This is a genomic window from Magnetovibrio sp. (assembly GCF_036568125.1).
Classification (GTDB): Bacteria; Pseudomonadota; Alphaproteobacteria; order Rhodospirillales; family Magnetovibrionaceae; genus Magnetovibrio.
This window is the reverse complement of record NZ_DATCTF010000007.1, coordinates 165,861-179,225: the sequence shown is the minus strand read 5'-3', so window position 1 is coordinate 179,225 and position 13,365 is coordinate 165,861. Positions and strand designations below refer to the sequence as shown.

The following is a 13,365-nucleotide window of genomic DNA, read 5'->3' as shown; positions in this document are numbered from 1 at the left end:
CAGTGGGCAGTTATCCCTGTTTGCCAATGCTTACTGGGGTCACCCGGCCTACAAACTCCCCCCGGAGATCAACCTGTTGGCCGTCGCCCACTACCTGGAAGCGCTTGACTGGCAGTCGCACGTCACCAAGATCCACACGATCTTCGGCGGCAAGAACCCGCACCCGAACTTCCTGGTCGGTGGCGTGGCGTGCTCGCTCGATCCCAACTCCGACAGCGCCATCAATATGGAACAGCTGGCGAAGATCTCCAGCGTGATTTCGCGCATGGAAGACTTCGTCAATCTCGCCTATGTGCCCGACACCCTGGCGATTGCCGGGTTCTACAAGGACTGGGGCGCGATCGGCGAAGGCGTCGGCAACTTCCTCACCTACGGCGATTATCCGACCGGCGACACAGATGACCCCAGCACCTTCCTGGTTCCGCGCGGGGTGATTTTGGACCGCGACCTGTCCACCATTCACGAGGTCGATCTGGACGCGGAAAACCAAATTCAGGAATTCGTCGATCACTCCTGGTACGACTACCAAGGCGGCGCCGGCACCGGGCTTCACCCCTACAAGGGCGAAACCGAACTCAACTACACCGGCCCCAAACCGCCGTACGATCAACTCGACGTCGCGGGCGGGTATTCGTGGCTCAAGTCGCCGCGCTGGAAAGGCAAGGCGATGGAAGTCGGCCCGCTATCGCGTATGTTGATGCTTTACGCCAGCGGCAACAACCACGCCCAAGAACTGGTCAACATGACGCTCAAGACCTTGGACGTGCCGGTCGGCGCGCTGTTCTCGACGCTCGGACGCACCGCCGCGCGGACCTTGGAAACCAAGATCTATCTCGACTTCATGCGCGGCTGGTACAACCAGTTGGTGGCCAACATCAAGGCCGGCGATCTCGACACCCACAACGACGCGCTATGGGATCCGAAAACCTGGCCGAAAAAGGCTCAGGGTGCGGGTTACATGGAAGCCCCGCGCGGCGCGCTGGGTCACTGGATCGTCATCGAAGACCAAAAGATCGCCAACTATCAAGCCGTCGTTCCGACCACCTGGAACGCCGGTCCGCGCGACGCGACCGCGCAACCCGGCCCTTACGAAGCGGCGCTCAAGGGCCACACCCTGGCGGTCCCGGATCAACCGCTGGAAATCCTGCGTACCATCCACAGCTTCGATCCCTGCATCGCCTGCGCCGTGCACCTGACCGGCGAAGACGGCGAAGAAATGCTGCAAATCAACGTCGAATAAACCGTTGCGCACAAAAACAAAGGGCGGCTCTTCTGAGCCGCCCTTTGTTTGTTCCAATCGCAATCAACGAACAATCCGTGCCCCCAGAACATATGTCTGGTTTCTAGCCAACACAGGAAAGGCCCGCAGGCCCGCACATTCAAGAGATCGAGGCACGCTCACATCCGTTTTTCCGTTTATTTAATGTAAAATACATTTATAATATTTACCATGTGATCGCGTTAAGCGGGCTGACCGTTTTTTTCACTTTTGCATAACACATTCGGTCTGCTCCAACCTTGGATGGAGACGCAGGGCTATGAAAAATCTCAAAATCAATTTGCAAATCATGATGATTGGCTTTCTGGCCCTCATCGGTTTTGTCATCGTCGGCGTTCTCTACAACAACAGCAACACCCAGCAGGCCTTGTTCATGGACACCCAACGATCCGAAAACAACGGCGTCAGCTATGTCAACGCCGTCAGCCAGGGTTTCTTGCAGGAACGTCGCGATGAAAAGGATTTTCTTGCCCGCAAAGATATGAAATATGCCGAGCAGCACAAAGCGCGTGTCGAGCAAATTTTGCCCTACTTCGATCTGTTGAAAACCATCCACCAAGAACCCAACGAACAGAAAATGGTGGATGATATGCGAGAGGGATTTGTTGCCTACGCCAACCAGTTTCAAGAAGTCGTGGGTATGTGGCAGCAGATCGGCCTGACACCGAATGACGGTCTGATGGGTAAATTGCGAACGGCCGTCTCCGAAGTCGAGGACGAACTTGCCAAGTACGACAATCCTCGCTTGACCGTCATCATGTTGATGATGCGCAGACACGAAAAAGACTTCTTGTTGCGTGTTGACCCGAAGTACGTCGCGGAAATGGACCAGCGCATGACGGAGTTCGATGCCTTGTTGGCGGAATCGGACATTCCCCAACACGCCAAGCCGAATATTGAGAAGAAGCTCGATACCTATATGGAAAACTTCAAGGCCGTGGCGAAACTTTATCTCGAAGAGGTCGACGACAAGGCGACGATGAGCGAATTGTACAAGAAGGTGACCCCTATCTTGGACTTCCTCGATGAAAAAGGCACCGCTGATGCCAAGGCCGCCACGGAGGCCATGCAGGACAATGCCGTCAGTGCCTTTCAATTCATCATGATTTCCATGGTTGTTGTCACCATCGTGGTATTCGGCTTGGCACTCTTAATCGGTCGCGGCATTTCAAGACCCATCGGCGCCATGACCAATGCCATGGGCACCTTGGCCGATGGCAATCTTGAAGCTGAAATCCCCGCCCAGGACTATGGCAATGAAGTCGGCAAAATGGCCGCCGCAGTTCAGGTGTTCAAAGACAACGCCATAGAAGTGAAACGCCTGGAAGCCGAACAGAAAGCCAACGAAGAACGTGCCGCGCAGGAAAAACGCGACATGATGCTGAAGATGGCTGACGACTTCGAAAACAGTGTTGGCGGCGTCGTGAATTCGGTGTCGTCGGCCGCAACGGAAATGCAATCCTCGGCATCGAACCTGTCGTCAACCGCTGAACAGACCAGTCGACAGTCAGCGGCGGTAGCGGCGGCATCCGAAGAAGCCTCGACCAACGTGCAGACAGTTGCCTCGGCGTCCGAGGAGCTGTCATCCTCGATTTCCGAAATCTCGCGTCAGGTGGCGCAATCGACGCAAATCTCGAACACCGCGGTCGCGGAAGTCGAAGGCGCCAACGCTCAGGTACAAAGCTTAGCCGAAGCTGCCAAGAGAATTGGCGAAGTGGTGGCCTTAATCACCGACATCGCTGATCAGACCAACTTGCTGGCGCTCAACGCCACCATCGAAGCGGCGCGTGCCGGAGAAGCCGGCAAGGGCTTCGCGGTCGTGGCCTCCGAAGTCAAAAACCTCGCCAACCAGACCGCCAAAGCGACGGAAGAGATCTCGTCACAAATCGGGGGCATCCAAGGCGCGACGGAAGACGCCGTGCATGCCATCGAAAGCATTGGCGGCATCATCAATAAGATGAACGAAATCGCATCCACCATTGCCGCAGCGGTCGAAGAACAAGGCGCCGCAACCCAAGAGATTGCGCGCAACGTCGAACAGGCCGCCGCCGGAACCAACGAAGTGTCCGCCAATATCTCGGGCGTCAATCAAGCCGCCGATGAAACCGGACAATCGGCTGAACAGATGCTTGAAGCTGCGACCGAACTGAGCAAACAATCCGAAACCTTGCGTGGCGAAGTCGACAGATTCCTCTCGAACATTCGCAACGGATAAAAGTCATGACTATGATCTATGACTTCAACGCCTATCGCACACCGTATCTGCTGAGATCATTTTCTCGGCAGTCGCGGTGTGTGTCTCGTCAATGCGGAGATTTTAGCAATCACATACGCAGACTTGGCACGGGTTTGCGCCGTATTCAGGAAGCTTATCGAACGTTTTGTTTGCAGCTCGACACCCATCTTACTCAACTCGAAAAGACAAGAGAGCTTGCGCGCAAATGTTCTGCGGCATGGGAGTTGAATTCCATTGAGGAAATGATCAAAAAACGGGACCAAATCATACGAGCGATGCAAAACAAAGTCCTCAACTAACAAAGGTCCTCGGTTGGTTTTAAAGTCTGTTTCAGTTCATAACAGCCCCCCCAAAAAACTTCTCATTGCATCACCTTTGAGCTTCGAATGCGGAGGCTCCTTTTGTTTGATCCATCATACTGAACGGACAATCAGTCAATCAGTGGCCTCAGAACTGATGTCTACGACGCGCCATGTTGAAACATGACGGCCCGCCCCCTCCATCTCCATCATGGTCGTACAGGTAGGATACAAACATTCTTTTCCGAACTGGTCATGGTATATTTGAACCTCTAGTATGGACAGGTCATGATTGTAGTTGAGGGGGGAACGCGCAAAATGGTGCGCAAAATGATGCCGTTATGGGTCTTGACCCTTATCATGCTGTGCGCCGGTCCGGTCCTTGCAGAGCAAGCCTTCTACCGCTTTGGCGTCGTGCCCCAGTTCGAGCCGCGCAAACTTGCCGACATTTGGCTTCCCATCATTGCGGAATTGGAAAAGCGCACGGGTTTCAAGTTGGCTATGGTCGGGTCTGCGGAAATACCGGAGTTTGAAAAAGCCTTCTTTGCGGGTGATTTCGATTTTGCTTACATGAACCCCTACCACGCCATGCTGGCGGGTGAGAGCCAGGGCTATGTCCCCCTGATACGGGATCATGGGCGCAATTTATCGGGCATCCTCGTTGTCGCCCAAGATAGTCCCGTCAAGAACATCACGGAACTTGAGGGACAAGACGTCGCCTTTCCCTCCCCCAACGCGCTGGGGGCTTCGTTACTGATGCGCGCGGAACTGGAAACCATTCACGGTGTCACGGTCAAGCCGGTTTATGTCCAAACCCACTCGTCCGTCTATTTGAACGTCGTTCTTGGCAAAACCAGCGCTGGCGGCGGGGTTCTCAGTACGCTGAAAGGGCAAAAAGCGGACATTCAAGACCGGCTGCGCGTCCTCTATACGACGCGTAACATGGCGCCGCACCCTCTGACGGCACACCCTCGCGTGCCCGAGGCACATCGCGAGGCCGTCCGCCAGGCGTTCCTCGACCTGGCTTCGACCGATGAAGGCAAGGCACTCGTCAGCCGCATCCCCATGAAGCAGCCCGGCATTGCGAAATTAGAGGACTATCAAGTGCTGAAAGACTGGGGCTTGGACAAGTATTATGTGGAATGATGCCGCAGCCCCGTCATCGGCCGGATACGTCGGGTGATCTGATACCATGCTTTTGAGAACCAAAGTTTTTCTTGCGGTTTTTCTGATCGGTGTCGGCTTATCCGCATTTATCTTCTTTGTGTGGATGCCGGGCGTCGAGGCCAATTCCCGCGACAACCTCCAACTGCACACGCACAGTAAGCTGGTGATCACGGGTGAAGTCCTGGTCCCTCATTTGATCCAGAATAACTTGGCCAATATTTACGACAGCCTGGATGCACTTTTACAAACCAATTCGGATTGGGTTTCAATCACGTTGCACGACAAAGGCGGCAACCTGATCTATCCGCTCAGCATACAAGCCCCTCCCGATGGTTTGGAATTACAGACGATCAGCCATGAGGTCAAAGTCCGCAACGTCGTTTTCGGCGTTCTCACGCTGACCACCGATGTTGGCGGACCTCTTTCTGTTGTGCATCAGCAAAACGTCGAGTTGTTCAGAATTTTGCTGGTCAGTCTCGCCATTGCGTTGGCGGCAATTTTGTTGATGCTGGACCGCTTCGTGAGAAAGCCCGCCAAAGAGCTGACTATTGCGGCCGATTATTTGGCTAAGGGCAACTACGAGATCAGCTTAGATACGCGCACGCAGGATGAAGTTGGATCGCTCGCGCGCTCCTTTCAGGCGATGCGCGACGCCATCTGCGAAAACGAAAAGTCACTTCACACGGCGATCGAGGTCGCCGAAAAAGCGAGTAAGGCCAAATCAGAATTTCTTTCGTCAATGAGCCACGAACTCCGCACCCCGCTTAACGGCATTTTGGGGTTCGGCCAGCTTTTGGATTTCAATCCGAAAGAACCGCTCTCTGCGCATCAAAAGCAATGCGTCGATCATATTATGTCCAGCGGACAACATCTGCTGGACCTGATCAATGAAGTTCTCGACCTGGCCCGCATTGAATCTGGGCACCAAAAAATTGAATTAACGTCAATCCCACTTGCCGCGCTGGTCACGGAATGCGTGCAGTCTGTTTCGCCTCTTGCCGACGAACGCGCGATCACGATTAAAAATGATGTCGCTGAGGAATGTAGCGTTGTGGCGGATTACACGCCGCTCAAGCAGGTTCTTCTCAATTTGATGTCTAACGGCATCAAATACAACAATGAGGGCGGAACCCTCACGATCACATCCGAAGCGCCCCGGACAGGATGGCGGCGGATTTACGTGACGGATACGGGGCCAGGCATTCCTGAGGAAATGCATAATGCTCTGTTTGAACCGTTCAACCGCCTGGGAAAAGAAGGCTCAAATATCTCGGGCACGGGGATTGGCCTTACGGTGACAAAGCGACTCATCGAGGCAATGGGGGGAAATATTGGTTTGAACAGCGCTGATGGCGAAGGCAGCACATTTTGGGTGGAATTACCCGAACGTTCTGTGGCGAATTGATTGCCTTTTGGCCAGCGATGAATCCTCATACCCCTAGGTAGAGACACAAACAGACAGCTTCGACGAACTCTGAGAGCGACTGTTACAGCTTTAATTATTTACGCTGCACGTGGTCTCGTGTCCAAGCCAGGCATTTTTCAACTTCAGAAATATCAATAGTTTCGTCCAGCTTCGGCTCAATGTGAATGTTGATGCTGCTTTCGTCGACGGCGACGTCCATATTTTCGATCTTTGAATACTCCGCCGTCGGACACCCGCATTGCCCGGTTTGACACTTTTGGAAACTCGATAGCAGCGCCTCTCTGTCTTCCTTGGCCGCGCTGACTTTGATCTCGACCGAGCCTGTTTTTGAAGCTTTTACGTGATCTTTCATGACTGCCAACCCTAATTTTCAAACGATCTGCTCATAACTATAGTATATCCACGATGTATTGAGGATGGGGACATTGATCCCCCCTATTTGCTAAACTGGACGCGTACGCAACGGGGGGAGCTGCGCACGTCCATGAAAGCGTTCTGGGATCTTCTTTGGCGGCCGCCTGAAGCCTATCGCCTGACCATCTTGGTGTTTCTCAAGGGGCTCGGCCTCGTCTACGCCATCGCGTTCGCATCGCTGGCTGTGCAAATCGAGGGGCTATCGGGAAGCCTCGGCATTCTGCCCTTGGTCGAGCAGCAGGCCAACCTGAAGGCTGCATTGGGACCTGAACGGTTCTTGGCGTTTCCCAGCGTGTTTTGGCTGTGCGCGTCCGACACCGCGCTGGTCGGCGCGGCATGGCTGGGATGCGCTGCGGGTGTGTTGCTGGCGTTCGGCCTGTGGCCGCGGGTCATGCTGATCGCAGCGTACGTGCTGTATCTGAGCCTCTATCACGCGGGCTCGATCTTCATGAATTTTCAATGGGACACCCTGCTGTTGGAAGCGGGATTCCTAGCCATTTTCCTGGTCGGCGGCGGCGCCAACGTCGTCGTGTGGATGATGCGCTTGTTGTTGTTCAAGCTGCGTTTTTTATCCGGCATTTCCAAGCTGATCAGCGGTGATCCGGCATGGTCGGGGCTCGGCGCGCTGAGCGCCTATTTCGAGGTCCAACCCCTGCCCCATCCAGGCGCGTGGTATTTTCACCACCTACCGCAGGGACTGCTGAAAGGCGGCACCGCGGGCGTGCTGGTCGTTGAAATCCTGGTGCCGTTCCTGTTTCTCGCGCCGAGGCGTTACCGCATGGTCGGCGCTTGGGCGACCATTGCGTTACAGGTTTTGATCATCGCCAGCTCCAACCACAACTTCGTCAACATCCTGACCATCTTGCTGTGCTTGTTTCTGCTCGACGATCAAGCGCTGCGCAGAGGTGTACCCGCGTTGATCACGACCCCGCCCATCCGCACTATGGCGCGCGGATGGCGATATGCGTTCGCCGGGTTCGCCGCCGTGATCGTTGCCACCAGCGCCCTGCAAATCGGGGCCATGGTGTTGGACGCCGCCCTGCCCCGCTGGGCGCAGGCGTGGGAACGCCAGGTCACCGCGTTCGCGCTGTCGAACCGCTATCACGTGTTCCCCACCATGAAACCGGAACGCATCGAAGTGGTGGTCGAATGGTCATACGACGCCCACACCTGGACGCCGTTGGAATTCAAGTACAAGCCCGGCGATCCGTTGCGCGCGCCGCAATTCATCGCCCCCTATCACCCACGACTGGACTGGCACATGTGGTTCGTGCCCATGGGCCGGGCGGAATTCGTGATGCCGTATCAACGTTTTTTGGCGCGCGTGCGACAAGGCGCGAAGCCGGTTTTGGACCTTTTGCCCGAAAACCAGTTCCCCCACGGATCGCCGCGATATCTGCGCGCACACCTGATGCATTACGCCTTCACCGACTCTGCGACCCGCACGCGCACCGGACGGTGGTGGACCATCGTGTGGCGCGGGCCGTTCATCGCCATCCCGTGACCGTAACCCGCAAGACCAGGTTGACCCTGCCCGCATCCTTGCCTAGCATCGTCGCACCGCAAGAGGAGACCGCAACGATGGACCAGCATTCCCGTTAAGCCGTGACCGGCTTTTTAGCTTTTGATTCATTCAAGCTGAGGGACTGTTCTATGCCGTCTTCATCCACATCCGCGCCGTTGCGCGCGCCCGATCCCGACACCCCCTATCCGCTGCCCAACGCCAAGCGCGTGGTGTTTCTCAAACCGCACATCACCCGGCCCAACATTTCGGTCGGCGATTTCACCTATTACGACAGCCCCATCCACCCCGAGCACTTTCAAGACGACAACGTCTTGTACCATTACGAAGCCCAAGGCGACCGCCTGATCATCGGTAAGTATTGCGCGTTGGCGCACGGCGTCACGTTTATCATGAACGGCGCCAACCACCGCATGGACGGCGTCAGCACCTATCCGTTTCCCATTTTCGGCGCGAGTTGGGGCGAGCATATGGACCTGCTGGGCGATTTGCCGTCACGCGGTGATACCCGGGTCGGCAACGACGTGTGGTTGGGTATGGAGGCCATGGTCATGCCCGGTGTCACCATCGGCGACGGCGCAATCGTCGCGGCGCGCGCCGTGGTGACGTCGGACGTTGCCCCCTACACCATTGTCGCCGGCAATCCTGCTCAGGTTGTGCGCGAACGGGTCAGCCCCGCGGATGCCCAGCGCTTGGTCGAAACGGCCTGGTGGGACTGGCCCACAGAGATTGTGAACACCCACATCAGGACGCTAATGACCGGAGACGCTGATAAAATAATAGGTGTTTTCAATAAGTTGAAGAAATCCACCGCGGAAAACTAAATCCCCCCTCACGGACAGGGTCATTTTTCCTTGAAAACAACCTTATGCGTAACCCATCTAAGATTTATACAACTTAATGGAGGGTGCTCGCGATGCATGCTTTGGTGGCTGACACGCCTAAAATCCCGGCGTCGCCATATGCATCGATTTGGCGCTACGGTCTTTTCGCCTGCATCGGCTGGACGGTTTTGGTCATTGCGTCGCTGTTTTGGAATTATGAATTTCTAACCGACCAGGCTGTGTTTCTCGCCACCTCCGACGCGCGCTCCAACTGGAACAAAGATCAAGCATTCCGCCGATGGGCCGCCGGACACGGCGGGGTTTATGTCGAAATCGACGAAAATACCCCGCCCAATCCCTATCTTGCCCAGCTACCCGAACGCGACGTCACCACAACCAGCGGCAAGCGCCTGACGCTGATGAATCCCGCCTATATTATGCGCCAAGTTTTTGATCATTTTGAAAACCTGTACGGCATCAAGGGCAAAATCACATCGCAAATTCTGCTCAACCCCAACAACAAACCCGATGCCTGGGAATTGAACGCGCTCAAACGATTTGAAAGCGGAACGCAAGAAATCGTCGAACACACCCTCATCGACGGCCAACCCTACGTGCGCATGATGCGGCCGATGGTGATGGATCAGAGCTGCGTCAAATGTCACGGCCATCTAGGATATAAGGTCGGTGATATTCGCGGCGGAGTGAGCGTTTCGGTGCCGCTCTCTCCGTATCTGGATGCCACCATGAAAAGTCGCACCGCCTTGATTTCCACCCATGGCGGCGTGTGGTTCCTCGGCATCGGTATGATCGGCTTTCTCGTCAAACGCGGCTGCCAACGCAATGCGGAACAACGGGCCTACCAGAAAAATCTTCAAGATCGCGAGGCGAAATACCGCCAATTGGTCGAAAACGCGCCGGAAATCGTTTATTCCTTTTCGAACAAGAAAGGTAACGTCTACTGTTCCCCACGGGTCACCGAAGTTTTGGGCTACACGCCCGAACACATACGCGAACACCCCATGCTGTGGCACGACAGCATCCACCCCGACGACCTACCCACGGTCGATGCGGCAATAGCCAAGGCCAGTCACGGACAAAGTTTCGATATTGAATACCGCATTCGCGACGCCAACGGATCTTGGCATTGGTTTCAAGACCGCAACATCGTTTTGTACGGCGAGAACGGCGAAACGGTCATCGACGGTTTGGCGGCCGACATCACCGCGCACAAAGAGGCCGTCATGGCGCTCATCGACAGCGAGAAAAAGTTCCGCTCCGTCTACCAATCCTCGTCTCTCACGGCCATCATATCCGTCGACGAAGACGGCAATGTGTCGATGTGGAATCCGGGTGCGCAAAAGGCCTTCGGATATACGGAACAGGAAATCATCGGCCAACCGTTGACCATACTAATGCCCAAACGCTACCGCGTGGCGCATACCTCTGGCCTGCGTCAAGCGCGCGAACACAAACAAAATAGCTTCATCGGCAGAACCGTCGAACTGCAAGGTCTGCATAAAGACGGTCATGAGTTCCCGCTGGAACTGTCGCTCGGCGCGTGGAAATCAGGTGATAAGACGTATTTTTCCGGCATCATCAACGACATCACCGACCGCAAAGCCTACGAAGAAAGCCTGCACAAAGCCAAGGAAGACGCCGAGTACGCCAATTTCGCCAAAACGCAATTTCTCGCCAACATGAGTCACGAGTTGCGCACCCCGCTCAACGGCATCATCGGGTTTGCCGAAATCATGGTGGCGCAGATGCTCGGCCCGCTGTCCGAAACGTATCAAGGCTATTGTCGCGATATTCGCAATTCGGGTCAGCACCTGTTGTCGTTGATCACCGAAATCCTCGACACCTCGAAGCTTGAAACCGGCAACGTCAAACTGAGCGAAAGTGAAATCAATCTGCGCACATTGGCGGAACCGTGCATGCGATTGATTCAGCAAAAGGCCGATGAAGCGCAAGTCGAGGTCGAGGTCGACTTCCCCAATGACTTGCCGATGCTGTATGCCGACGAGACCCGCATTAAGCAGATCCTGCTCAATCTCGTTTCAAACGCGATCAAATTCAACAAGCCCCAAGGGCGCGTGGTCCTTGACGCTCATGTCACGGATGACAAGGATTTTGAAATCACGGTCAAGGATACCGGACGCGGCATCGCCCAAAAAGATTTGTCGAAAGTGCTGGAGCCCTTCAAGCAGGTCGAAGACATCATGACCAGATCCCACGAAGGCAGCGGTCTGGGATTACCTTTGTCCAAAAACCTGATCGAACTTCATGGCGGGACGCTGAAAATCGACAGCGAACTGGGCGTTGGCACCACCGTGACAGTGCGTTTTCCCGCCGAACGGATCCGCGATTTAACCAGCGTCGGCGCGTGAGGTGCTGGCCAAACGGTTTTCCGCGTCGTTCAGGTCGTCTTGGGTGTTGATGTTGAAGAACGGATCGATCTCGCCCAACTCGTACGCCACCGTCGCAACCTTGTAGCGCGACGTCCAGGCGCGGACTTTGCGAATATCTTCACGTTCCATGGCTTTGCGCAGCTCAAAACGCAGGCTGACCGGCCACAGACCGAACACCGGATGGGTGTTGTCGTTTGACGACACTGTGCCCATGTCGGCGCCTTCGCGGGTGATCGCAGCCAGCACGCGGCTCACCCAATTGCCTGGCACGAACGGAGCGTCGGTGGCGAAACTGGCCACCCAGCGCGCTTGGGGCACGTGCTTGGCGGCGAAATCCATGGCCGTCAACACACCCGCCAGCGGACCGGCGAAATCGTCGATGCTGTCTTTGATCACCGGCATGCCAAGGTCGGGAAAGCGGTTGGTGTCACCGTTGGCGTTAAGCACCAGCGCACCGACCTGAGGGGCGGCTTTGAGAGCCACGCGCTCCAACATGGTCTTGCCATTGAGCAACTGCAAACATTTGTCATCGCCGCCAAACCGGCTGGAACGTCCGCCGGCCAGCAAAACGCCGACGACCTCGCGCGAGCCAGACGGGCTTAGGGCTTTGATGTTGATGGAGGGGACATTGAAACTGTTCATATGGGGAGGTCTACCTTTGGTCAATCACGCTGTCCTTGGTCCTGAATAATTGGCACACGAATATGACCAAATCGAGACAGACGCGTAACGATACATTCATACGCACGTATATGGGCATTTTCTGCGATGGCATCAACATTATTTGGTCAATTGCCGGCGCTGTCGATTGCACCTTTAGCGCTCTCGGTTCATAATCAATACAAATATTTATCAAGCACTTCATAGGGAGGAGAGCCCCATGTTCAAGAAAATCGCCATCGGACTGGGCGTGATTATCGTCGCCATCGCGGTGGGTGTTTATTACCTGTCGCAAAATGCCGGTAAGATCGTCGAATCGGTGATCGAAGAACAAGGCACCCGCGCCACCCAAGTGGCCGTCGCGCTGGATGCCGTGGACATCAGCCTCACCGACCTCAAGGCGGGCTTGCGCGGCCTCACCGTCGCCAACCCGGCAGGCTTCAAGACCGATCGCGCCATCAGCCTCGGCGAGATCAGCGTGAAGATCGCCAAGGACTGGTCGCCGGACGTGATCGTCATCGACGAAGTCATGGTCAACGCCCCCGAAGTCACCTACGAAATCGGCTCCGGCGGCTCCAACATCGCGGCCATTCAGAAAAATGTCGAAAACTTCATGAAGGTCATGAGCGGCCCTGAAAAAGCAGGCTCGGCGGCGCCCTCTGAACCGGCCGAAGCCGGCAAGGAAGGCCCGAAGATCGTCATCAACAACTTCTACTTCAAGAACGGCAAGGTCAACGTTTCCGCCAGCCTGATGCAGGGCAAGACGCTGACCACTCCGCTGCCCGACATCCACCTCAAAGACATCGGCAAGGACGAAGGCGGCGCAAGCCCCGCCGAAGTGGTCAACCAGCTGATCGCCGCCATCACCGACAAAGCCGGTGGCGCAGCCAGCTCGCTGGATCTGTCGCAATTGGGCTTGGCCGACATCTCCGGTAAAGCCGCGGAAATCGGTAAAGCGGCCCAAGACGCCGCCGAAGGCGCGCTGAAAGGTGCGACCGACAAGCTCGGCGGTGCAGGTGCCGGGGTCGGCGACGCGGTGGGCGAAAAGCTCGGCGGTGCGGCCGAAGGCATCGGCGGCGCAGTGAAAGGCTTGTTCGGCAACTGAACCTGATGTACTTCCTGCATGG

The 13,365-nt window shown here is 55.8% G+C and carries 10 protein-coding genes; 8 read left to right on the top strand and 2 right to left on the bottom strand.

Going from position 1 to position 13,365, the window contains the following annotated elements:
* From VIN96_RS04065 to VIN96_RS04050, 4 genes are all read left to right on the top strand, one after another.
* On the top strand, positions 1-1,240 hold a 1,240-nt coding region (locus VIN96_RS04065), incomplete at its 5' end, for a nickel-dependent hydrogenase large subunit (protein WP_331894157.1).
* A 298-nt stretch (positions 1,241-1,538) separates the two neighbouring features.
* Positions 1,539-3,494, top strand: coding sequence for a methyl-accepting chemotaxis protein (locus tag VIN96_RS04060; protein WP_331894156.1), 1,956 nt, complete (start codon positions 1,539-1,541; stop codon positions 3,492-3,494).
* 638 nt (positions 3,495-4,132) lie between these two features.
* Complete coding sequence (locus VIN96_RS04055) at positions 4,133-4,960, top strand: phosphate/phosphite/phosphonate ABC transporter substrate-binding protein (RefSeq protein ID WP_331894155.1); 828 nt, start codon at positions 4,133-4,135, stop codon at positions 4,958-4,960.
* A 46-nt stretch (positions 4,961-5,006) separates the two neighbouring features.
* Positions 5,007-6,386: a HAMP domain-containing sensor histidine kinase gene (locus VIN96_RS04050; protein WP_331894154.1), complete on the top strand. Its 1,380-nt coding sequence runs from the start codon at positions 5,007-5,009 to the stop codon at positions 6,384-6,386.
* 94 nt (positions 6,387-6,480) lie between these two features.
* Here the strand turns inward: VIN96_RS04050 and VIN96_RS04045 are convergent, their stop codons facing one another.
* Positions 6,481-6,759, bottom strand: a complete 279-nt coding sequence (locus VIN96_RS04045; protein WP_331894153.1) for a hypothetical protein — start codon at positions 6,757-6,759, stop codon at positions 6,481-6,483.
* Between the two features lie 132 nt (positions 6,760-6,891).
* On the opposite strand from VIN96_RS04045, the gene VIN96_RS04040 reads away from it, so the two are divergent.
* The 3 genes from VIN96_RS04040 to VIN96_RS04030 all read left to right on the top strand — a co-directional run bounded on the left by VIN96_RS04040 (position 6,892) and on the right by VIN96_RS04030 (position 11,557).
* Positions 6,892-8,325 (top strand): lipase maturation factor family protein, encoded by a 1,434-nt coding sequence (locus tag VIN96_RS04040; RefSeq protein ID WP_331894152.1) that lies wholly within the window; start codon positions 6,892-6,894, stop codon positions 8,323-8,325.
* A 149-nt stretch (positions 8,326-8,474) separates the two neighbouring features.
* Positions 8,475-9,167 (top strand): CatB-related O-acetyltransferase, encoded by a 693-nt coding sequence (locus tag VIN96_RS04035; RefSeq protein ID WP_331894151.1) that lies wholly within the window; start codon positions 8,475-8,477, stop codon positions 9,165-9,167.
* Between the two features lie 92 nt (positions 9,168-9,259).
* Entirely contained in the window at positions 9,260-11,557 is a 2,298-nt protein-coding gene (locus VIN96_RS04030) for a PAS domain S-box protein (RefSeq protein WP_331894150.1), read from the top strand.
* Here the strand turns inward: VIN96_RS04030 and mobA are convergent.
* Positions 11,537-12,220, bottom strand: a complete 684-nt coding sequence (gene mobA, locus VIN96_RS04025; RefSeq protein ID WP_331894149.1) for a molybdenum cofactor guanylyltransferase MobA — start codon at positions 12,218-12,220, stop codon at positions 11,537-11,539. The genes VIN96_RS04030 and mobA overlap by 21 nt on opposite strands.
* A 238-nt stretch (positions 12,221-12,458) precedes the next feature.
* Between mobA and VIN96_RS04020 the strand changes: the two genes are divergently transcribed.
* Positions 12,459-13,343, top strand: a complete 885-nt coding sequence (locus VIN96_RS04020; protein WP_331894148.1) for a hypothetical protein — start codon at positions 12,459-12,461, stop codon at positions 13,341-13,343.
* The last annotated feature ends 22 nt before the right edge of the window (positions 13,344-13,365 follow it).